Below are 21884 nucleotides of genomic sequence, written 5' to 3'. Positions count from 1 at the left end.
ACGACGTGTCCGGCGGTCGTCGCCTCGTGGATCAGGCGGTACGCCGATTCTCACGCATCCGGGTCTTGCCGGGTGTGTAGTCGTCGCGCGCGCTCGCATCGGTGACGGTCACAGGCTGCCACCCGAGGAGTTCGCATCATGCCGTCGCATTCGGATCCTTCACCGCGATGCGGTTCGGGTCACCTGGGAGCGGAGGGCCGGTGCGGCCGGAACACCGGCGGATCGCGTGGGCGAGCCGGTGCCGATCATGGAAAGGATGCCGGCTGTGGAGAAGATGTATGCAGGTGGCCGACTTCGTGCTCTGCGTGAGCAGCGGAGCTTGTCGCAATCCGGGCTGGCCAAGGCGCTCGGGCTGTCGCTGAGTTATGTCAATCAGCTGGAGAACGATCAGCGCCCGTTGTCGGTGCCGGTGCTGATGCGTCTGACCTCGACATTCGACTTGGAGGTCGGGTTCTTCGCGCCGGAAACCGATGCTCGGTTGCTGGCTGATCTGCACGAGGTGTTCACCGAGGACCCCGAGTCTGCCTCGGTGAGCGGCGCCGAACTGGATGAATTGCTTTCGCGGGCGCCGTCGGCGGCGCGGTTGCTGATCAGGCAGCACCGGCACCTGCGCGCGGCCAACGGGCAGCTCGAGCAGTTCACTGCCGGACTCGACGGTCCAGTCCTGGATGCACGTACCGCGATGCCCTATGAAGATGTCCGCGACTATTTCTACGACCGGCGTAACCACATCCCCGCACTCGATACCGCCGCCGAGGATCTCTTCGCCGCGAGCCGGTTGAGTATCGGCGGGCTGGATCTACAGCTGGCGCGACTGCTGCGCGACGAGCATGGGGTGACGGTGCTGATCCGGTCGCAGGATCCGGGGCGGCCCGGGCCCAAACGGAGCTACGACCCGGAAGCGCGCACGCTCACGCTCGCGCGGCGTCTCACCGCTGGGCAGCGTGCGTTCCAGCTGGCGACACAGTTGGCGTTCCTCACCCAGTCCGAGGTGATCGAAACTCTGCTCACCGAGACGGCGGCGCTGCCCGCGGAGTCGCGGCGGCTGCTGCGTATCGGGCTGGCCAACTACTTCGCGGGCGCGCTCGTCCTGCCCTACAGGCTGTTTCTCGGCGCGGCGGAGGCATTGCGCTACGACATCGACCTACTCGCAGCGCAATTCGAGGTCGGTTTCGAAACCGTGTGTCACCGTCTGTCGACGCTGCAGCGGCGCGGGCAGCGGGGCGTGCCGTTCTTCTTCGTCCGCACCGATCGCGCGGGAAATATCTCGAAACGGCAGTCCGCCACCGCGTTCCACTTCTCCCGGACGGGCGGCAGTTGCCCGCTGTGGGTGGTGCACGACGCTTTCGCCACCCCGGGCCGGATCCGCACCCAGATCGCGGAGATGCCCGACGGGCGCACGTATCTGTGGCTGGCGCGCACGACAGGGGAGAGTAATCCCGGATATCTCTCGCCTTCGCGGGATTTCGCTGTGGGTCTCGGATGCGATCTCGCCTTCGCCGATGAACTCGTCTATTCCCACGGCCTTCCGATCCATGACGCGGCCGCCACTGTTCCGATCGGTGCAGGATGCCGGGTCTGTGAACGCACCGCGTGTGCGCAACGCGCGTTCCCGCAGATCGGACGGCCGCTTGCCGCCGATGAGAACCGTCCGGCGAACACCCCATACGCGCCCGCATCAACCGACTGACAGCGGGTGACTGCGGTGACTGTTCCGGCCCGGTGCTGCCCTCCACAAACTCCGCAACTTTGCAGGTCGGCCTCCACAAAATTCGCCCTTTGCGACGGATTTCCACAGCTCTTTCGCGTCTGTAACGTCCGAATCGAGCCAAGTACGCCGATCCCCTTGGAGGCCGAGGACTGTGAAGAATCATCTCGTCCGTACCCACCGCTCCGCGGAGCAGTTCCCCCGCGAGCAGCATCTGGCGTTGCGGATCGCGGAGGTGGCGACCGACCCGGTGGATGTTGCCGCGGAGACCGAGGAGATGATCGTCAACCGGATCATCGACAACGCGGCCGTCGCCGCGGCGTCGCTGACCCGGCGTCCGGTCACCAACGCCCGCGCCCAGGCACTCGCGCACCCGTATCGGCCGGGCGCGACCGTGTTCGGCGTCGACGGCCGCTTCTCCCCGGAGTGGGCGGCCTGGGCCAACGGTGTCGCGGTGCGCGAACTCGATTTCCACGACACCTTCCTGGCTGCCGAGTATTCACATCCGGGCGACAACATTCCCTCGATCCTGGCGGTCGCCCAGCACGCGGGCGGTAGTGGCCGGGATCTGATCCGGGGTCTGGCTACCGGTTACGAGATCCAGATCGACCTGGTGCGCGCGATCTGCCTGCACGAGCACAAGATCGACCACGTCGCCCACCTCGGCCCGTCGGCCGCCGCTGGTATCGGAACCCTGCTCGGACTGGATACGGAGACGATCTACCAGGCGATCGGGCAGGCGCTGCACACCACCACCGCGACCCGCCAGTCCCGCAAAGGCGAGATCTCGAGCTGGAAAGCCTACGCTCCGGCGTTCGCCGGGAAGATGGCCGTGGAAGCCGTGGACCGCGCGCTGCGCGGGGAAGGCGCGCCGTCCCCGATCTGGGAAGGCGAAGACGGTGTGATCGCCTGGCTGCTGGGCGGCCCGAAGGCCGAGTACTCGGTGCCGCTACCCGGCCCGGGCGAGGCCAAGCGGGCGATCCTGGACTCCTACACCAAGGAGCATTCCGCCGAGTACCAGAGTCAGGCGCCGATCGATCTGGCCCGCCGCCTCCGTGACCGGATCGGCGACCTGGATCAGATCGCCTCGATCGTGCTGCACACCAGCCACCACACCCACGTCGTGATCGGTACCGGTTCGAACGATCCGCAGAAGTTCGATCCGACAGCGTCGCGGGAGACCCTCGACCACTCGGTGCCCTACATCTTCGCGGTCGCCTTGCAGGACGGCACCTGGCATCATGAGCGCTCCTACGCGCCCGAACGCGCGCAGCGACCGGACACCGTCGAGTTGTGGCGCAAGATCTCCACCGCCGAAGACCCGGAGTGGACCCGCCGCTACCACTCCACCGACCCGGCCGAAAAGGCGTTCGGTGCGCGCGCCGAGGTCACCTTGAAGAGCGGTGAGGTGATCGTCGACGAACTCGCGATCGCCGACGCCCACCCGCTGGGCGCGCGGCCCTTCGCCCGCGATCAGTACATCGCCAAATTCCGCACCCTCGCCGAGGGGGTTGTTGATCCGGCCGAGCAGGACCGCTTCCTCGAAGTGGTCCAGCGCGCGGGCGAGCTGTCCGCCGGTGAGTTGTCGGAGCTCACTTTCACCGTCTCGGCGGATGTGCTCGCCCGCGCGCCCCGTTCCCCGAAAGGACTGTTCTGATGACCGGCCTGCTCGCAGCCTCGACCGCAGCGGCCGATAAGCGGTCGGCTTTCCGTACCGGGCTGGGCTCCGGGAAGATCCAGCGGTTCCCCGGCGCGTTCAACCCGCTGGTGGCGAAACTGATCCAAGAGATCGGTTTCGAGGGGGTCTACGTCTCCGGTGCGGTGCTCTCCGCCGATCTGGGATTGCCGGATATCGGTTTGACCACGCTGACCGAGGTGTCGGGGCGCGGTCACCAGATCGCGCGGGTCACCGACCTGCCGGTGCTCATCGACGCGGACACCGGGTTCGGTGAACCGATGAGCGCCGCCCGCACGGTCACCGTCCTGGAGGATGCCGGGATCGCCGGCTGCCACCTCGAGGACCAGGTCAATCCCAAACGGTGCGGTCATCTGGACGGCAAAGCGGTGGTGCCCACCGAGGAGATGGTGCGCCGGCTGCGGGCCGCGATCTCGGCCCGCCGCGATCCGGGCTTCGTGATCTGCGCGCGCACCGACGCCGCCGGGATCGAAGGAATCGATGCCGCGATCGAGCGGGCGAAAGCCTACGCCGACGCGGGCGCCGATCTGATCTTCACCGAGGCGTTGCACACCCCTGCGGAGTTCGAGAAGTTCCGCGCCGCCGTATCGACCCCGCTGCTGGCCAATATGACCGAGTTCGGCAAATCCGAACTGATCCCGGCCGCCACGCTGGAATCGATCGGCTACAACGCGGTGATCTACCCGGTCTCGACCCTGCGGTTGGCGATGCACGCCGCCGAGGCGGGCCTGCGAGAGATCTACTCGGAAGGCACTCAGTCGGGTCTGCTGGACAGCATGCAGCACCGCAGCCGCCTCTACGAATTGCTGCAGTACGAGCGCTACAACGAATTCGATTCCGATGTCTTCGATTTCATGTTGGGAAGGGACCAGTGATGACGGACACCGCGATACCGACCATCTACAAAGGTCTGGCAGGCATCGTCGTCGACACCACCTCGATCTCCAAGGTGGTGCCGGAAACGAACTCGCTGACCTATCGTGGTTACGCCGTGCAGGATCTCGCGGCCCACTGCAGTTTCGAACAGGTCGCCTACCTGCTCTGGTACGGCGAGCTACCGACCGACACCGAACTCGAGCGGTTCCAGCAGCAGGAACGGGCCTCGCGCCGCGCCGACCGGTCGCTGCTGTCACTGGTGGCGAAATTGCCCGATACCTGTCACCCGATGGACGTGGTCCGGACGGCGATCAGCTATATCGGCGCCGAAGACCCCGCCGAGGACGATAATTCGGCGAATGCGAACCGCGCCAAGTCGTTGCGGATGCTCGCGGTGCTGCCCACCATCGTCGCGGCCGACCACCGCCGCCGCCGTGGCCTCGACCCGATCGCACCCCATTCGCATATGGGTTACGCCGAGAACTTCCTGAACATGTGTTTCGGCACGGTACCCGCGCCGGAACTGGTGAAGGCGTTCGAGGTGTCGTTGGTCCTGTACGCCGAACACAGTTTCAACGCTTCCACTTTCGCCGCCCGGGTGGTCACCTCGACGCTGTCGGATATCTACAGCGCGGTCACCGCCGCCATCGGTGCCCTGAAGGGTTCGTTGCACGGTGGCGCCAACGAGGCCGTCATGCATCACATGCTCGAGATCGGCGACCCCGGCCTGGCCGAGGCGTGGCTGCGCGAGAAGCTGGCGAAGAAGGAAAAGGTGATGGGTTTCGGCCACCGGGTCTACAAGAACGGCGATTCCCGGGTGCCCACGATGAAGAAAGCGTTCCTGGACATCGCGGCGGTCACCGACGGGCAGCAGTGGGTGCAGATGTACGAGGCCCTCGAGCGCACGATGGACGAGGCCACCGGAATCAAACCGAATCTCGACTTCCCGACCGGCCCCGCCTACCATCTGCTGGGATTCGGTATCGAGGTGTTCACCCCGATCTTCGTGATGAGCCGGATCACCGGCTGGACCGCCCACATCATCGAACAGGGTGAATCGAATGCGCTGATCCGGCCGCTGAGCGAATACGTCGGCGTCTCCCAGCGCCCGGTCGTGGCCTGACGCAGCTGAGCCGGCGATGTTTCGGCGAACGGCTCGCTCGATCCCCAGCTGCGCAGGGGCACGACTCCGTCGGTGAGTTCAGAGTCGGGAAAAGGTAACTCGGGTATGGGCGAAAACTACGCGCCCTCTGCGCGGGTGTCGTTTCGTTCTCGGCGGCGCCGAGGCAAGAGTTCGTCAGGGATTTCCGGCACCTGCTGACGCAGGGGTCGGGACAGGACTCCCGGCAGTTCACCAATCGAGCGTTCCGGATAGGCGCAATCCCCAATCTTCGCTGATCAACGATCGTGCGACGGGGGTCTCGTTGAGCAGTCACCCTTGCGTGGACACCGGCGACGCAGCGGGACGAGAGCGAGATGCACGGGCGGCGGCGACCCACGATCCAGTGTAGCCAAGTTTGGCTAATACGCCCGCGGTGGAGTATGTTCCTGAAGTAGCCAAATTTGGCTATCCACGCGGAAAGGGTTCGATGAAGCCGGTACGACTTCTGGTCCTGGGAGCGCTGCGCAGGCGCGGTCGCGCACACGGCTATCAGATCCGCGCGGATCTGGAGTCCTGGGGTGCACACGAGTGGTCCACTGCTACATCGGGTTCGGTATATCACGCGCTCAAAAGCATGGCCGGGCAGGGCCTTCTGGCAGCGACGGCCGATGCAGATCCCTCGGTCGGCGGGGGTCCACCGAGGATCGAATACGAGTTGACGGACAAGGGTGAGCAGGAGTACCTCGGTCTCCTGCGTCGGGCCTTGGCCGACCGCGAGCCGCGGCTGGACGTCCTGTGCGCCGCGGTGGGCCTGATCGAGGACCTGCCCCGGGAGCAGGCCTTGCAGGTCCTGCGCACCCGAGCCGGCGCGATGCGCGACTGGCGCACCGGCATCACCGCACACCTGCCCGCAGACACGGAGCTGGACGCCTGGGGTCCGGTGGGCGAGGTCATCTCGCTGTGGCTGGCGACCGCCGATACCGGCGCCCAGTGGACCCAGCGGCTGATCGAGCGCCTGGAAGAGGGCGCATTCAGCATGGCCGGCGAGCCCGGTTCCCCCACCCGTCACCCTGCACAGCCGGCCGAGTAGCGGCCGCGAGTATCGGCGAAACCTTCCCTTCGGCACGGAGCAATGTCATGGCCCACGAGATAACCGTCCCGCTACTTCCCTGCGGACCCATCGACGAGATCGTCGAGTTCTACACCATGCTCGGCTTCACCCGAACCTACTACCAGGTTCGCCCGTACCCGTGCGTGGGCCTACAGCGAGAAGACCTCCAGCTGCAGTTCTTCGGCATGCCGAACTTCAGGCCCGAGGACTCCTACGGCAGTTGTGTGGTCCTCGTGCCCGACACCCAGCAGCTTTTCGAAGCGTTCGCCGCGGGCATGCGCGCGGTCCACGGCAAGCTCCTGGTCTCCGGGATCCCGCGGATGACCCGCCCGCGCAAACGTAAGAACGCCGACAACTACTCCGGGTTCACGGTCGTCGACCCCGGCGGGAACTGGATCCGGATCTTCTCGTCCCCGGGTACCGGCACCACCGGTGCGCCCGCAGTCGGCACGCTGGCCAGGGCGCTGGAGAACGCCGTCGTGCTCGGCGACTCCAAGGGCGACAATCAGCAGGCGGCGAAAATCCTGGACGCCACGCTGGCCCGGAAGCATGATTGCGCGCCCGCCGGCGAACTGCTCGCGGCGCTGGCCTACCGCGCCGAACTCGCCATCCGCGCCGACGACACCACCGCCGCGGTCGATGCCCTCACCCGAGCCCGCGCCGTTCCCCTCACCGAAGCCGAACGCAGCGAACTCACGGCAGACTTGGCCGGCCTCGAAGACCTGGAGGCCGTCGTCGGACTCGCACCCTAGCGAGCAAGTCCGAAGTCCCCAGCCGATCGGAACTCACCCCCGATGTTCTCCCTGTCCTTCCTGCTCCACTCCCGTGTCCTCCCGGGATCTCCACGCGTCTGCACCGGCTACACATAGTTGAATTTGTCGCGGCGGAAGTGGGGGCGGCGTACAGTTTTTCGGCGACCGTCCGCACGGCCTCCAGGGCACTGTCCGAGGGGCGCGGCACAGCGAGAAGGACGAGGGAGTGCGCGATGTCCGCGAAGTTCAGGATCGGCTGCGGCGTGGTCTCCGGGGTGCTGGCTGTGTGGGCGCTGGCTCTGCTCTTCACGCCTATCACATTGACGTTCTATGGGGAGGACGAGCTGGAGGTGGAGTGCAAGTCGGTGGTTCAGGCCGGCTGGAACAGCAAGATTTTCTACGAGGGTGACGGCACTCGTTCGTATTCGTACAGGGAAGTCAAGGGCGATATTCCCTTGGCCGAGCAGGGTTCGAGCTGGGAGCACAAGGATCGGATGGAGGGAAAGTGCGACCGGAAGCGCACCTCCAACGTCGCTTGGGCAGCCGTGCTTCTCGCGCCCGCCGGGGTGCTGGCCAGCCTGTCGGTTTCGGCTGGTCGCAAGCACTGATGCCGCGAAGAGACGGCCGTGGTGTTCGTAACGCAGGATCCTCGCCGGCACGTCGGGCGATCCGAGGCAGCATCCCTGCTGCGTGTTTTCCGGGGCCGGAGGGCTCGAGGCAGTTCTGAGAGATTCCAGAGGCAGGGGTGAGATCTGTATCCGGGTCAATCGTCGGTGTGTTCCGGCAGGTTGATCTCGAGGCGGGCTCCGCCGCGGGGCGAACTCGACAATCGCGCGCTGCCGCCGGTGTGACGGGCGGCTTCGGCGATGATGGCCAGGCCCAGGCCGGCGCCGCCCTGGGTGCGGCTGCGGTTGTCGTCGCTGCGTTCGAAACGGCGGAACAGCCGGTCACGGTCGGTCTCCGGGACGCCGTCGCCGTCGTCGTCGACCCACAGGACAACCTGTCCGTTCTCGCAGCGCAGTGTGAAATCGACACGAACGCGGGCGTGGCGGCGCGCATTGTCGGTGGCATTGCGAACCGCCCTGGCCAGGAGTCCTTCATCGGCGAACACCCGGGCCGGTCCCACGGCCGCGATATCGACCGTTACACCGAGTTGGCGCAACCGGCTCGCTTCGGCGAGGACGATATCGTCGAGATCGACCTCGCCGCGGTTGTGGCCGGGCCCTTCTCCGAGACGTGCCAGCAGCAGCAGATCGTCCACCAGACCGTGTAATCGCCCGGCCTCGCTGTCGACCACCCCGGCCAGCGATGCCAGATCGGTCGCCCCGGGATGGTGCAACGCGACCTGCGCGTGCTGGCGGATGGCGGCCACGGGCGAGCGCAGTTCGTGGGAGGCGTCGGAGACGAACCGTTGCTGCGCACGGTGTGAGGATTCCAGCCGGTCGAGCATTCGGTTCATGGTCGCTGCCAGCCGTGCGACCTCGTCTTTCCCGGCGGGTGGATCCACTCGCCGGGAAAGATCCGCACCGATGGATTCGGCGTCGAGCCGGATGCGCTCGACCGGTCGCAGCGAGCGGCCGACCACCGCCCACATCAGTGCCGCGACGAACGCGCTGACGGTGGGCACCGCAGCGGCCAGCAGCAGGGCGGCCGATCGCACTGCGCTGTCGGCGTCCTCGAGTGAGCGTGCGACGACAACGGATTGCACCGCTCCAGATTCTGCCGGGATCGGCGCCGATTGCACGACGTAGCTGTCCCCGCCGAGGGGAAAGCGGGCGGCGAACGGCACGGGCAGGGTCGGCCCTTTGGCGGAATCCCCCTCGGAGGTGGCGATCACGCGACCGTCCTGCTGGAGCTGGATGATCACATCGTCGACCTCCGACACCGGTAGCAATATCGGACCCGCGGCGTTCTCGAGCCGGTGCTGGGCGTCCGTGGCAATCTGCGCGGCCTGGATATCGGCGGCATCCGATTGCCCGGTGACCAGGGTGTGTCGGAACAGCGCCAGAAAAGTCACCGCACCGCCGGCCAGGACCGCCAGCACGACGGCCGTGGTCGTCACCGTGATCCGCACCCGCAGCGACGGCAGACGCAGGCTAGACATCGGGCGTGAGCCGATAACCCGCGCCGCGGATTGTCCGGATGGTGTCGAGAGCGAACGGTTTGTCGATCTTGGCTCGCAGGTGTGCGATATAGACCTCGACGATATTGGAATCACCGTCGAATTCGCCGTGCCAGACGCCGGCCAGAATATCGCTCTTGGAGCGGATCACGCCCGGCTCGCGCGCGAAGAACGCCAGGACAGCGAATTCCCGGGCAGTCAACCGCACCGGGGTATCACCGCGGCGGACCTCCCGGGTGGCCGGGTCGAGACGTAGGCTGCCCACTCGCAGTGAGGTCGGGCGTTCCGGGCGGCCGCGGCGGATCAATGCGCGTAGCCGGGCAACGAGGACCGGGAAATCGGCGGGTTTGATCACATAGTCGTCGGCGCCGGTATCGAGTCCTTCGACCTGGTCCCATTCACCGTCCTTGGCGGTGAGCATGAGAATCGGTGTCCAGTTTCCCTCGTCTCGCAGGGTCCGGCACACCGCGTATCCGCTCATCCCCGGCATCATCACGTCCAGGACGAGCGCGTCGTAGCGCACCTCGCGCGCCTGCCAGAGGCCGTCTGTCGCGGTGTAGGCCAGATCGACGGCGAAACCCTCGGCTCGAAGTCCTCGCCGCAGCCCGTCGGCGAAGCGGCTCTCGTCGTCGACCACCAATATGCGCACGGCACCCAGTATGAATCGACGCTGTCCGTCCGGCCGCAACCGTGCTGTTCGGTTGCTCCTCACCGTGGTCGAAGCGATTCGGTGCAGGCACCGCGACCCCCGCGCCGAACCGTCGTTAATGCTGGCTTAAGCATTCTCCGGGCACCATGTTCGCGGCCCGGCAGCATGGCCGTGGCCGTTCACCATGAGAAGGAGTGCAGCAGGATGGGCGTGACCCTCGCGAAGGGTGGCAATGTATCGCTGTCGAAACAGGCACCGAATCTGACTGCGGTGGCGGTCGGTCTGGGCTGGGATGTGCGGTCGACCACGGGTGCCGAGTTCGACCTCGATGCCAGCGCCATGGCTACCGGGCCGGATCAGAAGGTCCTCTCGGATGGGCATTTCGTGTTCTATAACAACCTGCGTTCGCCCGAGGGCAGCATCGAGCACACCGGCGACAACCTCACCGGTGAGGGTGACGGCGACGACGAGGTGATCAACGTCGACCTCGCCGCCACTCCGCCCACGATCACCAGCATCTTCTTTCCCGTATCGATCCATGACGCGAACGCGCGGCAGCAGTCGTTCGGGCAGGTCCGCAATGCGTTCATCCGGGTCGTGGACCGGACGACAGGTGCGGAACTGGCCCGCTACGACCTGACCGAGGATGCCTCGACAGAAACCGCCATGGTCTTCGGGGAGCTCTACCGCCATGGTGCGGAGTGGAAATTCCGCGCGATCGGCCAGGGTTATGCCTCCGGGCTGGCGGGCATCGCCCGCGACTACGGCGTGAACATCTGACCTCGTCTGCGATCGGGAGCACGGCCGATGGGCATCGACTACACCAAGCGCCGGGCGCCGTCCGCGGCGGGCGACGTGAACCGGGGGTCCGGCCCGAACAAGCTGACACTCACCAAGAACGAACGCAGCGTCGACCTCACGAAAAGCGGTGAACGCCAGGGCGTGATGCGGGTGAACCTGAACTGGACCGATCCGGGACCGGCCGGGAAGCCGGGTTTCTTCGCGAAACTGCTCGGCGCGAGTGGCGGTATCGACCTGGACCTCGGCTGCCTCTATGAACTCGCCGACGGCTCCAAGGGAGTCGTCCAGGCATTGGGCAACAGCTACGGCGACCTGAACAGGCCGCCGTTCATCGCGCTGGATCGTGACGACCGCACCGGTGCCGTGACCGGCGGGGAGAATCTGCACATCAACCTCGCCGACCCCGGCGCGTTCCGCCGGATCCTGGTCTTCGCCATGATCTACGAGGGCGCCGCGAACTGGGCGGCGGTCGACGGTGTGGTCACCATGTATCCGACCGCCGGGCCGCAGATCGAGGTCCGTCTGGATTCGGCGGTCGACGGGGCACGAATCTGCGCGGTCGCGCTGCTGACGAATACGGGTCGTGGGCTGACCGTGGGGCGTGAGGTCGAATACGTCGACGGTGGCCAGGCCGACCTCGACCGGGCCTACCAGTGGGGTCTGCGCTGGGCCGCCGGGCGCAAGTAGCGTGACCGGCCATTCGGCAGGCGGAACCCCGACCCGCGCGGTCTCTATCACAAGGAAGAATCAATGAGCACAGACGGATACGATCCCCGACTCGGCACCCCGGTCGGGGCTACCCCGGGTGGCCTGGGTAAGCGTGCCGGCGCCCGCTTCATCGACTGGATCGTCGCCGGCGTTGTCGGTGCAATCCTGTTCTGGATACTGAACAAATTCGGCACCCCCGAATGGCTCTCCATCCTGCCCGGTGCGGGATTCGCTTTCCTGTACTTCATCGGCTTCGAGGTCACCACCGGCGCCACACCCGGCAAGAAACTGCTCGGGCTACAGGTCGAAGGGGCCGGTGGGGCAGCCAAGCCCGGTCTCAAGGAATCCGCGTTCCGCAACTCCTACATGCTGCTCAATCTCATCCCGTGTATCGGCGGCGTGCTCTGGTTTTTCGCCGCCCTGGGCATAGCGGTGACCATCAGCTCCAGCCCCACCAAACAGGGCTGGCACGATCGCTTCGCAGACGGGACCCGGGTCGTCGAGGACCAGTAGGGGAGCGCGGCCGACCGGTCGAACCTGTTGGGGCTGTGGCTTCGTCGCGAATCTCGACACGGCTCGGCCGGCGTGTCGGTGCCGGAGAAGGCGGCGGTCGTTCCTCGCGGTAGCCAGGCGTGGCGGCGGCTTCGGCACTACGAAATGCCCTGTGCCGAGGCCGATCAGGGTTACCGGGTCTGGAGTCGGCCACCCGGTCGGTCGCGGCGGGGCCGCGCGGACTTGCCTTTGCCGACGGTCGCCGGCACCGGACCCAGGAACTCCTCGAAGGCATCGACCAGCTCCTGGTGGGCGGTGCGGACACCGATCCCTTCTTCGAGCGCAAGGTATTTCGGGATACCGGTGATGAGAAGCAGCAGCCCGCCAGGGGTGAGTTTCCGATCGAGGAATCTGAGCCCGTCGGCTCCCTGCGACAGGGCGTCGAGCTGGAGTTTCCGTACCCGCTCGGTTGCTTCGGCGATCTCGGCCCGGACTGATTCGCGATGGTTGCCCAACGCCATGAACTCGGTGGTCAGCGCACTGGCCGCTTCGGTGCGGCTGTAATCCCAGAGTATGCGGGGCCGCTGGCCGGGCGGTACCGCCAGGGCCTCGGTGAGATGCCGGATATTGCGTTCGGTGTAGCGGCGGATGGCGGCGAGGAAGATACCGTCGAGGGTGCGGAAGTAGTACTGGACCAAGCTGGGGGTGACACCGGCCTTGGCAGCGACGGCGCGGAACGTCACTGCCGCGTATCCCTCTTCCAGCATCAACTGCTCCACGCAGTCCAGTAGGACGCCCCTGGTCCGGGACGTCTCGGTGCCGGTGCGCCGTGCCGATGCCACCGTGCCCGCCTCCTGTTCTCCCCGTGAACACCCGTTCTCTCACCGCGTGTGCTGTACGATCGTACAGCACACGCGGTGAGAGAACGTCAGAGTGTTCGACCGGCCCTGTTCGCCGCATGCCACCGAGGAGAGATATGGCCACCGACAGCGACTTGGCGGCGTTGCAGCGAGACGTTCGATACCTGATGGACCGGTCGGCGATCCTGGATTGCATCGCGGGTCATGCGCGCGGCTGCGATCGCCACGACCCCGATCTCGTCTCCGCCGCTTATCACCCCGATGGAGTCGACGAACACGGCTCCGCGGTGAACCCGGGCCCCGAATACGCCGAATGGGCCAATTCCACGCACGCGGCCACCTCCCGTGTGCACACCCACCACATCACGACGCATAACTGCGAGATCGACGGTGATACCGCACACGCGGAGAGCTATGTCATCGTCGTCCTGCTCGGACACGACGGCCGCAGCGCCCAGGTGATCGCCGGCCGCTATCTGGACCGGCTCGAGTGCCGGGACGGTGGGTGGCGCATCGTGGTGCGGCGCTCGACCGTCGAGACGATGTTCGCGGCGGACGCGTCGATGCTGCAATCGAGTTTCTTCACGAAGGCGGGCTATCTCGTCGGGACCCGCGACGAATCGGACCTTTCCTACGAGCGCCCGCTGTCCATGGAAACCCCCGCTCCAGCGCGGTGGTGAGGCGGCACCTGGACCGGAGAGAACCGAAAGTGCAGGAGTAGCGATGAAATTCATCGGCCAGCAGCGGTTCGGTGGCCCGGAAGTGCTGGAAACAGTGCAGGGCGCCCGGCCGGTACCCGGCAGCGGCGAGGTACTGCTCCGGCTCGGCGCCGCCGCGGTGAACCCGGTGGACTGCAAACTCCGGGCGGGCCGGGTCCGGTTTCTGGGCGACCCGCCCTTCACACTGGGTTTCGATATCTCCGGCACGGTCGTCGAAACCGGCACCGGCGTAACGGGAATGCACCCGGGTGACAACGTCTTCGGGATGGTCCACAGCCGCACCGGGACCTACAGTGAATTCGTCATCGCCCGAGCGAATGCACTCGCACCTCGCCCATCCGGTGTGGACCACGTGACGGCCGCCGCTCTGCCCACCGCGGCACTCACCGCCTGGCAGGCCCTGGACGCAGCGGACCCGCGGCCCGGTGAGACCGTGCTCGTGCACGCCGCCGCCGGGGGTGTCGGGCACTTCGCCGTCCAATTCGCCGAACGTCGCGGTGCGCGCGTTATCGGCACCGCGCGCACCGCGAACCATCGGTTCGTGCGTGGGCTCGGCGCCGCGGAAGTCCTCGACTACACAGCAACCGATTTCGCCGAAGCCATCGACCGCGTCGACGTGGTGCTGGATCTCGTCGGCGGGGAGTACGGCAAGCGTTCGCTCCAGCTGCTGGATGACAACGGCCGCTACATCACCGTGCAGGACTCCGACGCCACCGGTGATCCCCGATTCCGGATGGTTACCGGCAGGCCGTCGGCAGCCACGCTGACGGAGATCGGGGCAGCGGTGGCCCGTGGGCAGGTACGAGTTCACGTCGACCGCGTCCTGCCGATGGACGAGGTGCAGGAAGCTCATCGGCTGAGCGAATCCGGGCGGGTGCGCGGCAAACTGGTACTCACTCCGTGGGGCGCCTGAATCCGAGGGTCTTTTCTTCCTGCCGTGCGGTCGGCAACCATCGCCGGCGCAGTTGTCGGGTGGTCCGACCGAGATAGCCCTGGTCGGCATCAGGTTGCGCGGGTATCGGTATGCCTCGGTGATCTGCTGCCATGAGGCAGGGCCCCGTGGCCGCCATGGTGATCATAGGCGAATAATTTGTGCACGAATGATTCGTGGGCTATCTTGGAAGCGCCGGACGATCGAATAGGGGTGTGATGACCGCGGAGATCGATGACCCGCTGCGGCTCGAGCGGCAGGTGTGTTTTGCGCTCGCCGTGGCGAACCGCTCGGTGCTTGCGGTCTATCGGCCGCTGCTGGAGCCGCTCGGGTTGACGCACCCGCAGTATCTCGTCATGCTGGCGCTGTGGGGGGAGGCGCCGATGTCGGTCAAGGCCATCGCGGAGGCGATCCAGCTCGATTCGCCCACGTTGTCGCCGCTGCTCAAACGCTTGGAGAGCGCCGGACTCATCACCCGGCGGCGCGACCCCGGTAACGAGCGCACCCTCGTGGTCGACCTCACCGAAGCGGGGCGCGCGCTACGTCGGGAAGCCGAACGGATTCCGCCCGCTGTCGTCGACCGGTTGGGTGTGGGGCTCGACCACCTCGAGGAATTGCGCGAAGTACTCGGCCGGGTCAATGAGGCGGCCCGCAGTGCAGCGCTTGTGCATCAGGAGAACGAATTATGAATGCATCCGTGAGCCGCCGCGGCGAAGCGCGCGTGTCGAACCGCCGGCAGGAGGGCCCTGTGACCGACCGGACTCCCACACCGACCCAGCGCATCCGCTACATTTTCGGCCGGCCGCTGCCATCCTCGATGCAGCAGTGGGTGCTGCGTGACCAGACCGGTCCGGGCGCCACCCGGCGGTATCTGCAACGCTTCCTGGTGCCCCCGATTCCGCTCCTGTGCCTGTTCGGCCTGGTGCCGGGCCCGTGGTGGATGGGGGTTTCGATGGCCGCGCTGGTTTTCCTGCCGCTCGCCTTCTTCGCGGTCGCCCTGGTGTATGTGCACCGGCGTCACGTGTTGGTCAGGCATGGTCTCGACCCCGTGCTGGCGGACCCGGATCGGCAGCGCCGCGCCGCTGAGGAGAAGGCAAGCTACGAAATGCGCTACCACCGCGGCTGACACCCGAGCTCCGACGCGGGAATGGTTCGATATCCAGGGACACCCCCGCAGTCCTCAAGCCGATCGGCTGGTCCGGTGACGATCCTGTTGGCCGCTGCCCAGTGCGGCGTCGATGACGGACAGTACCCGCTCGGTCCAGTCGTCTCGGGCGGTGCCGCTGCGCGCGTTCTCCGCGAGATAGGCGCCGACGATCATGTCCAGGACGGTTTCGACGTCGAGTTCCGATCGCGGCCTCTCCGCGGTGAGTGCGCGACTGAGCGCCTCTGCCAGCCGGCGACGGTGCTCGACGAGCAGCGCGCGGATCAGTGTGGTGAATTCCGGGTCCTCGTCGGTGAGTAGCGCGGCCAGTCCGCCGGCGCCGATACTCGCGTCGATCACATACCGGGATTGTTCGGCAACCCATTGCGTCACGATCGGCAAGGTCGCGGTATCCGCGAGTGGCTCGGGCTCGGCGACGGAACTCAACGAGGCGGTGAGCATATCGCGGCGGTTGCTGTATCGACGGTAGATCGTGGTCTTCGCCACCCCGGACAAGGCGGCCACGGCTTCGACGGTCACTGCTCTCGGTCCTTTGGTGCGCAGCAGTTCCAGTGTTGCGGCGGTGATCCGTTCGTCACGTGCTCCCGATGCATCGCTCATCGGATCTCCCTCGTCTCGGTGTCTGGCCGGCACAACTGGCTCCATCATGCCAAGCATTGATGCTACGCTACGGGTAGCGTATCGAAATGGAGGTATGGCATGCGGAGAATGATCGAGAACCGGACGGTCGGATGGGCTGCGATGGCCTTGGGGACAGTGACCGCACTGATCCCGGTGTGGGTCCCGACGACGCCGGCCGGCACGAGTCTTACCATCGGATTGGGCGCGCTGACCGTCATATTCGCGATGTGGTCACTACTGGCGCGCAATCCGGCCAAGGACCACTGGGCGCTGTCGGTCATCGGACTCATGCTGTTCATCGCGCCCTGGGTCGGCGGGTTCGCCGCCGAGGGCGCGGGATGGCTGGCCTGGACAACCGGCCTGCTACTCACCTTGCTGGCGGGCGCGGCCTACGTGAACGACGAGGCCGGAAATATCGCCGAAGCCACGCGAGTCGACGAGGTGGTGACATACCGGCTGCGTCAGATCCGGCAACGTGAGACCGCCGGCGCCGCGCGAAGCGCAGAATCGGGTCGGGCGGCATGAACGCCGATGTCCGGACCCGCACCGGCTGTTCCCCACGCAGTGGACCGCAGGAGGGCGGCGCCGCGGAACTGCTGTCACCCGAGCGGTTGCTCGCCGCGATAGCGGGTCATCTCGGGACCCGCAGCAGCCCGGGGGTGGCCGGATTGGCCTGTGAACTGGGAACCCTGCGCGCCGCGGTTCTGGCCTCGGCGATGAATCCGGGCGAGAGCCTCTTGCGATCCGGCGAAGCCGACTCGCGGCGGCGGATCGCCACGGTGGTGGCGGCTATCGATACGTGGCGGGTTCGGCATCTGCCGCACGGCACCGGGGCGCGCAGCCACACCCATTCACTCGGACACGTGATCGACCAGGTCGCGATGCGGTATGTCGACGCTTGGTGGACCGTCCGGCACTCCGCAGATGTGCGCTTGCGGCGCACGGCGTGGTTCCACCTGGCCCAAGCTCGTGAAGGTTACGCCGACCTGGTCGCCGATATCCGGGCCGGCCGCGTCGAGCTCCCGCTGGGCTGGGGTGGTATCGCGTTCCGTTGAAGAGTTCCGGGCCGGAGGTATTCGGTGCGGCGGGGCAATTCATCTGCGGTGATCGTGATAGCGCCTCACTGCGGGAAAAGGGTCAGGACTTGCGACATCACCTGCCGGGCGACGTCGTCGGTGGCCGAGGTAACCTCGACGGCCGGGACGCGGGGAACGAAAGCTGTGCTGGCGGCAGGTAATTCTGGGCCGACGACAGCCGAGTAGATGGGGATTCGGCTGTCGTAGAGCGAGGTCGTGCGGAACACGGTGCGGTTGTCGATCTTCTCCTCGGTGGCACGGGCGCGCACCTGGTCGGTGACGCGGTAATCGTAGGCCACCGTGGCGGTTTCGTCGCGAAAGTGGAACAGGCATTGGGTGAGCCGGAGCTGGTCGGTATCGGCGGTGCCGTCCAGTTTCGCGCGTACGGCGCACGGGTCGGCGCCGAGGAGGACCGTGGTGACGGTGTCGGGGGAGGTGCCCTGGGCCGGCGACTGCCGCCAGCGGTCGATCATACCGGGTAGCAAACTGTCAGCGACCGCGCACGAATCGCGGTTCGGGATGGAGAGGCCGAGGTAGAAGGCGGCGCCCGAGGGGAAGCGGGCGGTGGCGCCGCAGGAGCGGGCGCCGGGCTCGCGGTCGGGGACCAGCAGGATGTTCACGTCACCGAGCTGTTTGTTGGCGCCGATCCTCGGAGCGAGCGGCGGCAGCAGGGTCGAATGCCAGGTGAGGGTGGCGGCTTCGGCCGGGGCCGGGTCACCCAGGACGGCGCGGCACGAGTCGAGGCCGATCGTGACGTCCCGGATCTCACCGAGGTCCAGGTCGTCGAGGGTATCGCGGGGGAGCAGGGCGCAGACGTCGATCTGGCGGGTCGCCTGAGCGACGGCGGCCTGCTGTTGCGGGGTGTCGGCCGGCGCCGACCAGAATTGCGGCGGCGGGGCGGGGATCGCCGGCGGTCGGGTGGCGCCGGTGTGCGGGTCGTCACCGCAACCCACCACGGCGAGCAGCGCGGCTGCGAAAAGTGTGAGCGTGCGATATAACGTCACCCGTTACCTCCCGGTGCGAGCTGAGCAGGACCGTTGCCCGCATCGAGTCTGCGCGCACCGGCAACCTCGGCGCAAATTTTCGGGGTGTCGCCCGGCGCAAACTGCCATCTGCGCGTTGCGGTGCGCTGAGAATCGCAGGCGACAACGGCGCGGACTGCCGGGGCCACGACGGCGCACACTCGTGTACTCGGGTGGTGGCCCGCGGTGTCGACTCCCGTCCTACAGCGAAATCAACCCGTCCCCGCCGCCGCACTCGGCCCGGAACTCGAGCCGAGTGCGGGTCGGCGGCCCGCTTGCCCGGCCGACCGGAGGCAGTTCAGCGTGGTGCCGGCCGGCCGCGACCCGCGTTGCGGGCAGTGCCCCGGTGAGCGGGGACGGTGGTGGGGTCTTCCGGCCAGGCGTGCTTGGGATAGCGGCCACGAAGGTCGGCCCGGACCTGCGGCCAGCCGGTATGCCAGAAGGACGCCAGATCCGCGGTGACCGCGACAGGTCGCCGGGCGGGCGAGAGCAGGTGCAGCACGATCGGGACCCGTCCGCGAGCCAGGCGCGGCGTCTCTTTCCAGCCGAAGACTTCCTGCACTTTGACAGCAAGCACTGGTTGGTCGGCCGCGTAATCGAGGCGTACGCGGCTGCCGGAGGGCACCTCGAGGCGGTCCGGTGCCAATTCGTCCATCCGGGCAGCGTCCGGCCATGGCAGCAGGCGCGCAAGTGCCTGCCCGGCGTCGATACGTTCGAGGTCGGCACGGCGGCGGGCGGCGGCGAGTTCGGGACCCAGCCAAGTGCCGGCGGCGGCCAGCAGTGATTCGTCGTCGACCGGTGGCCACGGGGCGCCGAGAGTGCGGTGCAGGAAATCGAGGCGCTGCCGCAGGGCGACAGCGTCCGCGTCCCAGCGCAACAGCCCGAGACCGGTCGAGGCCAGCCCGCGCCGCACTGCTACGGCGAGCAGGCGACGATCGGGGTCGCGGAGCGGTCGCTCGGACAAGGTGATCGCGCCCAGGCGTTCGATCCGCCGTGCGACCACATCGCCGTCGATCCACTCGATTTCGTCGGCAGTCGTGATCAGGTTCCCCGCGGCGCGGCGAGCGAGCTGTTCATCGGCGACCGCCGCGAGCCGGATATATCCCTCGGACCGCCCGGGATCACGCGTCGCGACACCGACCGCCAGCCATTCCGCGTCGCCCATTCCGGCGCCGGCGGGCAGTGTCACGGCGGTGCCGCCGGCCATGAGGTAGCTCGCGGAATCCGGGCCGCGGCGACGGGCGAGCCGTTCGGGATGGGCCAGCGCGACGACATAGGCGGGATCGTCGGCCCCCTGCGGTCCCCCGACCGTCCGGGTCAGCCGTTCGACTTCGCGGTGCCAGCGCGCCGGCCGCTCCCGCCGCAGCACCCGCAGACCGGCCACCAGATCGACGCCGGATGTATGGGTGTCGTCGTCGAGGACGGTGACCACTTCCGCGGCAGTGCGCGCTCCGGCCACGGCCGCCCCATCGAGCAATGCGCGCGCCAGCCGGGGATGCAACCCGATCCGTGCCATCCGCCGCCCGCGATCGGTTACCGCGCCGTCTTCGTTCACGGCCCCCAGTACTCGCAGCACCTCGCGCCCGGCCGCCAGTCCGCCGGCCGGCGGTGCGTCCCACCAGATGAGGCCGTGCCCGTCGGCGGTGCCCCAGCACGCCAGCTCCAACGCCAACCGGGTCAGGTCGGCCGTGCGGATCTCCGGCTCGGGATAGGCGGGCAATGTGGCGTGCTCGTATTCCGCCCAGCAGCGCCACACCCGGCCCGGGGCCTCGCGACCGGCCCGTCCGGCGCGCTGGCCGGCCACCGCTGCCGAAACCCGGACTGTCGCCAGCCCGGACAGTCCCCGCGACCGATCGATACGCGGCACGCGGGACAGTCCCGAGTCCACGACGGCCCGGATACCGGGCACGGTCAAACTCGACTCCGCTACCGCCGTGGACAGCACTATGCGCCGCCGTGGCCCCGGTCGCAGCGCGGAGTCCTGGTGCGCCGCCGACAGCCGCCCGTGCAGCGCAACGATATCCACGTCGTCGAGGTCGGCCAGAAGTGTCGTGGTCTTGCGGATCTCGGCTGCGCCGGGAAGAAAAACCAGGACGTCGCCGCCGGTTCCGGCGAGCGCAGCCCGGGTGGCACGGGCGACCTGCGCTTCCTTGCGTTCACGTGGTAACGGCGGAAGGTATGTCGTATTCACCGGATGGGTCCGGCCCTCGACCTGCACCACCGGCGCCGGCCGGCCGTCACCGAGCAGCGTCGCCAGCCGGTCGGCGGCGACGGTCGCCGAGGTGGCGAGTACCCGCAGATCCGGTCGCAATCCGGCGCGGGCATCCAGTAGCAACGTCAGTAGCAGGTCCGCGTCGAGATGGCGCTCATGACATTCATCGAGAACGACGGTATCGACGCCCGCCATCTCGGGGTCGTCCTGTAACCGTCGGACCAGTAGCCCGGACGTGACCACCTCGATCCGGGTCCGCCGCCCGACTCGGCGATCCCCCCTTACGGAGTAGCCGACGGTTTCCCCCACCTGTTCGCCCAGCAGTGCGGCCATCCGCCCGGCCGCGGCCCGCGCCGCCAGCCGCCGCGGCTCGGCGACGAGCACCCGCCCCGCGGCACCCGCGGCCAGCGCCAAGGGGACGAGCGTGGTTTTACCGGTGCCCGGCGGTGCGACCAGTACCGCCGTCTCGTGTTCGGTCAGTATCTCGACAATGCGATCGAGAACACTACGGATCGGCAGATCGGGAAGCTCGGGCAGTTTCATCACCGAACAGTGTGATGCCTGCGCTCCGAGCCGCCGCATCCACCGCCCTACCTCGTCGGAAGGCCGTGTCTCCCCACGTTCGTCCGGGCGCTGAGCGGCCGGTTCCGGCCGGTGTACGCATCAGTTGCGCCACGCCGACTCACGGAGCAGGCGGTCATGCTGGGTTTCCGGGTCTTCGCGGGTGATCTGCGGGGTCCGATACGGCTGTGGGCGCGCGGGCCGGCGTTCGGTCTGCCGGTGAAGTTGCAGCGAGGTCAGTGCGCCGACCACCGTCGTGCAGACCGGTAGGGCGACGATTCGCGGATCGCCGCCTGCAAGGCGGGCGATTCGCGGGTTCGGGGTGACCAGGCATATCTCGACGCCGTCGCGCCGATAGCGTTCCGCATCCTCGGCCAGCGCCGCGAGGGTGCGCAGCGACAGGAACTCGAGTCTGGTGGTGTCGACGATCAGCGCGCCGCGTCCGGCCGCCGCCGTTTCGACGGCCTTCCCCACCTCCTGCCGCCACAGCGGCAGCGTGTACGCGTCGGCTTGACCGCGGGCCGACAGAACAATGATCTCGCCCCGGCGCCGGACCCGGAAGAGGAGTTGCTGCTCGGGCGAGCGCGTATACGACGACGTGGCATGGGCCGAAGCGAAGGAGGAGAAGTTGGTATCGGCATTCATGATGCACCCGACTCGGCTCAGGATGCGTTCGCGCATCGCGGTCACGCCGACCCTG

23 protein-coding genes are annotated in these 21884 nt (G+C 67.4%); 16 read left to right on the top strand and 7 right to left on the bottom strand.

Going from position 1 to position 21884, the window contains the following annotated elements:
• The first annotated feature begins 265 nt into the window (after positions 1 to 265).
• The 7 genes from NS6_RS03520 (at position 266) to NS6_RS03490 (ending at position 7853) form a co-directional block, all read left to right on the top strand.
• The gene (locus NS6_RS03520; RefSeq protein ID WP_174552568.1) at positions 266 to 1690 is read left to right on the top strand and encodes a short-chain fatty acyl-CoA regulator family protein; all 1425 of its coding nucleotides are present in this window, start codon (positions 266 to 268) and stop codon (positions 1688 to 1690) included.
• 172 nt (positions 1691 to 1862) lie between these two features.
• The gene (gene prpD, locus NS6_RS03515) at positions 1863 to 3365 is read left to right on the top strand and encodes a 2-methylcitrate dehydratase PrpD (RefSeq protein ID WP_068036332.1); all 1503 of its coding nucleotides are present in this window, start codon (positions 1863 to 1865) and stop codon (positions 3363 to 3365) included.
• The gene (gene prpB, locus NS6_RS03510) at positions 3365 to 4279 is read left to right on the top strand and encodes a methylisocitrate lyase (protein WP_068036330.1); all 915 of its coding nucleotides are present in this window, start codon (positions 3365 to 3367) and stop codon (positions 4277 to 4279) included. Before prpD ends, prpB begins: the two co-directional genes overlap by 1 nt.
• Positions 4279 to 5403: a bifunctional 2-methylcitrate synthase/citrate synthase gene (locus NS6_RS03505; protein ID WP_068036328.1), complete on the top strand. Its 1125-nt coding sequence runs from the start codon at positions 4279 to 4281 to the stop codon at positions 5401 to 5403. Before prpB ends, NS6_RS03505 begins: the two co-directional genes overlap by 1 nt.
• A 466-nt stretch (positions 5404 to 5869) precedes the next feature.
• Positions 5870 to 6472, top strand: coding sequence for a PadR family transcriptional regulator (locus NS6_RS03500; RefSeq protein ID WP_068036326.1), 603 nt, complete (start codon positions 5870 to 5872; stop codon positions 6470 to 6472).
• A 47-nt stretch (positions 6473 to 6519) separates the two neighbouring features.
• The gene (locus NS6_RS03495) at positions 6520 to 7245 is read left to right on the top strand and encodes a DUF8817 family protein (RefSeq protein ID WP_068036324.1); all 726 of its coding nucleotides are present in this window, start codon (positions 6520 to 6522) and stop codon (positions 7243 to 7245) included.
• A gap of 233 nt (positions 7246 to 7478) precedes the next feature.
• Positions 7479 to 7853 carry a hypothetical protein gene (locus NS6_RS03490; RefSeq protein ID WP_157112606.1) on the top strand — a complete coding sequence of 125 codons (375 nt, stop codon included), beginning with the start codon at positions 7479 to 7481 and terminating at the stop codon, positions 7851 to 7853.
• A gap of 155 nt (positions 7854 to 8008) precedes the next feature.
• Here NS6_RS03490 and NS6_RS03485 read toward each other — a convergent pair whose 3' ends face one another.
• Together NS6_RS03485 and NS6_RS03480 are read right to left on the bottom strand one after the other, a co-directional pair.
• Complete coding sequence (locus NS6_RS03485) at positions 8009 to 9349, bottom strand: sensor histidine kinase (RefSeq protein WP_068036319.1); 1341 nt, start codon at positions 9347 to 9349, stop codon at positions 8009 to 8011.
• Positions 9342 to 10016, bottom strand: a complete 675-nt coding sequence (locus NS6_RS03480) for a response regulator transcription factor (protein WP_068036317.1) — start codon at positions 10014 to 10016, stop codon at positions 9342 to 9344. Before NS6_RS03480 ends, NS6_RS03485 begins: the two co-directional genes overlap by 8 nt.
• A gap of 204 nt (positions 10017 to 10220) precedes the next feature.
• Here NS6_RS03480 and NS6_RS03475 point away from each other — a divergent pair, with 204 nt between their 5' ends.
• The 3 genes from NS6_RS03475 (at position 10221) to NS6_RS03465 (ending at position 12038) form a co-directional block, all read left to right on the top strand.
• Positions 10221 to 10796, top strand: a complete 576-nt coding sequence (locus NS6_RS03475; protein ID WP_068036315.1) for a TerD family protein — start codon at positions 10221 to 10223, stop codon at positions 10794 to 10796.
• A 27-nt stretch (positions 10797 to 10823) separates the two neighbouring features.
• Positions 10824 to 11504, top strand: coding sequence for a TerD family protein (locus NS6_RS03470; RefSeq protein WP_068036313.1), 681 nt, complete (start codon positions 10824 to 10826; stop codon positions 11502 to 11504).
• Positions 11505 to 11567: 63 nt separating this feature from the next.
• Positions 11568 to 12038, top strand: coding sequence for an RDD family protein (locus NS6_RS03465; protein ID WP_068036311.1), 471 nt, complete (start codon positions 11568 to 11570; stop codon positions 12036 to 12038).
• A gap of 170 nt (positions 12039 to 12208) precedes the next feature.
• On the opposite strand, the gene NS6_RS03460 is transcribed toward NS6_RS03465, so the two are convergent.
• Positions 12209 to 12859, bottom strand: a complete 651-nt coding sequence (locus NS6_RS03460; RefSeq protein ID WP_068036309.1) for a TetR/AcrR family transcriptional regulator — start codon at positions 12857 to 12859, stop codon at positions 12209 to 12211.
• 134 nt (positions 12860 to 12993) lie between these two features.
• On the opposite strand from NS6_RS03460, the gene NS6_RS03455 reads away from it, so the two are divergent.
• From NS6_RS03455 to NS6_RS03440, 4 genes are all read left to right on the top strand, one after another.
• Positions 12994 to 13557: a nuclear transport factor 2 family protein gene (locus NS6_RS03455; RefSeq protein ID WP_068036308.1), complete on the top strand. Its 564-nt coding sequence runs from the start codon at positions 12994 to 12996 to the stop codon at positions 13555 to 13557.
• Between the two features lie 43 nt (positions 13558 to 13600).
• On the top strand, positions 13601 to 14509 hold the full coding sequence (locus NS6_RS03450; protein WP_068036305.1) for an NADP-dependent oxidoreductase: 909 nt from the start codon (positions 13601 to 13603) through the stop codon (positions 14507 to 14509).
• A 236-nt stretch (positions 14510 to 14745) separates the two neighbouring features.
• Positions 14746 to 15216 (top strand): MarR family winged helix-turn-helix transcriptional regulator, encoded by a 471-nt coding sequence (locus NS6_RS03445; protein WP_068036303.1) that lies wholly within the window; start codon positions 14746 to 14748, stop codon positions 15214 to 15216.
• 59 nt (positions 15217 to 15275) lie between these two features.
• On the top strand, positions 15276 to 15653 hold the full coding sequence (locus NS6_RS03440; protein WP_068037816.1) for a DUF5313 family protein: 378 nt from the start codon (positions 15276 to 15278) through the stop codon (positions 15651 to 15653).
• 54 nt (positions 15654 to 15707) lie between these two features.
• Here the strand turns inward: NS6_RS03440 and NS6_RS03435 are convergent, their stop codons facing one another.
• Positions 15708 to 16292, bottom strand: a complete 585-nt coding sequence (locus NS6_RS03435) for a TetR/AcrR family transcriptional regulator (protein WP_068036301.1) — start codon at positions 16290 to 16292, stop codon at positions 15708 to 15710.
• Between the two features lie 99 nt (positions 16293 to 16391).
• Between NS6_RS03435 and NS6_RS03430 the strand changes: the two genes are divergently transcribed.
• Together NS6_RS03430 and NS6_RS03425 are read left to right on the top strand one after the other, a co-directional pair.
• Positions 16392 to 16838: an SPW repeat domain-containing protein gene (locus tag NS6_RS03430; protein ID WP_245669114.1), complete on the top strand. Its 447-nt coding sequence runs from the start codon at positions 16392 to 16394 to the stop codon at positions 16836 to 16838.
• The gene (locus NS6_RS03425) at positions 16835 to 17368 is read left to right on the top strand and encodes a hypothetical protein (protein WP_068036296.1); all 534 of its coding nucleotides are present in this window, start codon (positions 16835 to 16837) and stop codon (positions 17366 to 17368) included. Before NS6_RS03430 ends, NS6_RS03425 begins: the two co-directional genes overlap by 4 nt.
• Before the next feature lie 65 nt (positions 17369 to 17433).
• On the opposite strand, the gene NS6_RS03420 is transcribed toward NS6_RS03425, so the two are convergent.
• The 3 genes from NS6_RS03420 to NS6_RS03410 all read right to left on the bottom strand — a co-directional run bounded on the left by NS6_RS03420 (position 17434) and on the right by NS6_RS03410 (position 21829).
• Positions 17434 to 18393 (bottom strand): peptidase, encoded by a 960-nt coding sequence (locus tag NS6_RS03420; protein WP_068036294.1) that lies wholly within the window; start codon positions 18391 to 18393, stop codon positions 17434 to 17436.
• Positions 18394 to 18709: 316 nt separating this feature from the next.
• Positions 18710 to 21166, bottom strand: a complete 2457-nt coding sequence (gene hrpB / locus NS6_RS03415) for an ATP-dependent helicase HrpB (RefSeq protein WP_068036292.1) — start codon at positions 21164 to 21166, stop codon at positions 18710 to 18712.
• Positions 21167 to 21286: 120 nt separating this feature from the next.
• Complete coding sequence (locus tag NS6_RS03410; protein WP_168443390.1) at positions 21287 to 21829, bottom strand: STAS domain-containing protein; 543 nt, start codon at positions 21827 to 21829, stop codon at positions 21287 to 21289.
• Positions 21830 to 21884: the final 55 nt, after the last annotated feature.

It is taken from the genome of Nocardia speluncae NBRC 108251 (genome assembly GCF_001613245.1).
In the GTDB taxonomy this organism is placed as follows: domain Bacteria; phylum Actinomycetota; class Actinomycetes; order Mycobacteriales; family Mycobacteriaceae; genus Nocardia; species Nocardia speluncae.
This window is presented reverse-complemented; position numbering and strand designations above follow the sequence as displayed.

Bases quoted from the DNA above. Each gene is read 5' to 3' on its own strand.
- NS6_RS03430 (WP_245669114.1), top strand. From the start codon at position 16,392: ATGCGGAGAATGATCGAGAACCGGACGGTCGGATGGGCTGCGATGGCC.
- NS6_RS03465 (WP_068036311.1), top strand. From the start codon at position 11,568: ATGAGCACAGACGGATACGATCCCCGACTCGGCACCCCGGTCGGGGCT.
- NS6_RS03495 (WP_068036324.1), top strand. From the start codon at position 6,520: ATGGCCCACGAGATAACCGTCCCGCTACTTCCCTGCGGACCCATCGAC.
- NS6_RS03435 (WP_068036301.1), bottom strand. From the start codon at position 16,292: ATGAGCGATGCATCGGGAGCACGTGACGAACGGATCACCGCCGCAACA.
- NS6_RS03470 (WP_068036313.1), top strand. From the start codon at position 10,824: ATGGGCATCGACTACACCAAGCGCCGGGCGCCGTCCGCGGCGGGCGAC.
- NS6_RS03410 (WP_168443390.1), bottom strand. From the start codon at position 21,829: ATGAATGCCGATACCAACTTCTCCTCCTTCGCTTCGGCCCATGCCACG.
- NS6_RS03450 (WP_068036305.1), top strand. From the start codon at position 13,601: ATGAAATTCATCGGCCAGCAGCGGTTCGGTGGCCCGGAAGTGCTGGAA.
- hrpB (WP_068036292.1), bottom strand. From the start codon at position 21,166: ATGAAACTGCCCGAGCTTCCCGATCTGCCGATCCGTAGTGTTCTCGAT.
- NS6_RS03445 (WP_068036303.1), top strand. From the start codon at position 14,746: ATGACCGCGGAGATCGATGACCCGCTGCGGCTCGAGCGGCAGGTGTGT.
- NS6_RS03485 (WP_068036319.1), bottom strand. From the start codon at position 9,349: ATGTCTAGCCTGCGTCTGCCGTCGCTGCGGGTGCGGATCACGGTGACG.
- NS6_RS03425 (WP_068036296.1), top strand. From the start codon at position 16,835: ATGAACGCCGATGTCCGGACCCGCACCGGCTGTTCCCCACGCAGTGGA.
- prpB (WP_068036330.1), top strand. From the start codon at position 3,365: ATGACCGGCCTGCTCGCAGCCTCGACCGCAGCGGCCGATAAGCGGTCG.
- NS6_RS03505 (WP_068036328.1), top strand. From the start codon at position 4,279: ATGACGGACACCGCGATACCGACCATCTACAAAGGTCTGGCAGGCATC.
- NS6_RS03475 (WP_068036315.1), top strand. From the start codon at position 10,221: ATGGGCGTGACCCTCGCGAAGGGTGGCAATGTATCGCTGTCGAAACAG.
- NS6_RS03500 (WP_068036326.1), top strand. From the start codon at position 5,870: ATGAAGCCGGTACGACTTCTGGTCCTGGGAGCGCTGCGCAGGCGCGGT.
- NS6_RS03490 (WP_157112606.1), top strand. From the start codon at position 7,479: ATGTCCGCGAAGTTCAGGATCGGCTGCGGCGTGGTCTCCGGGGTGCTG.
- NS6_RS03455 (WP_068036308.1), top strand. From the start codon at position 12,994: ATGGCCACCGACAGCGACTTGGCGGCGTTGCAGCGAGACGTTCGATAC.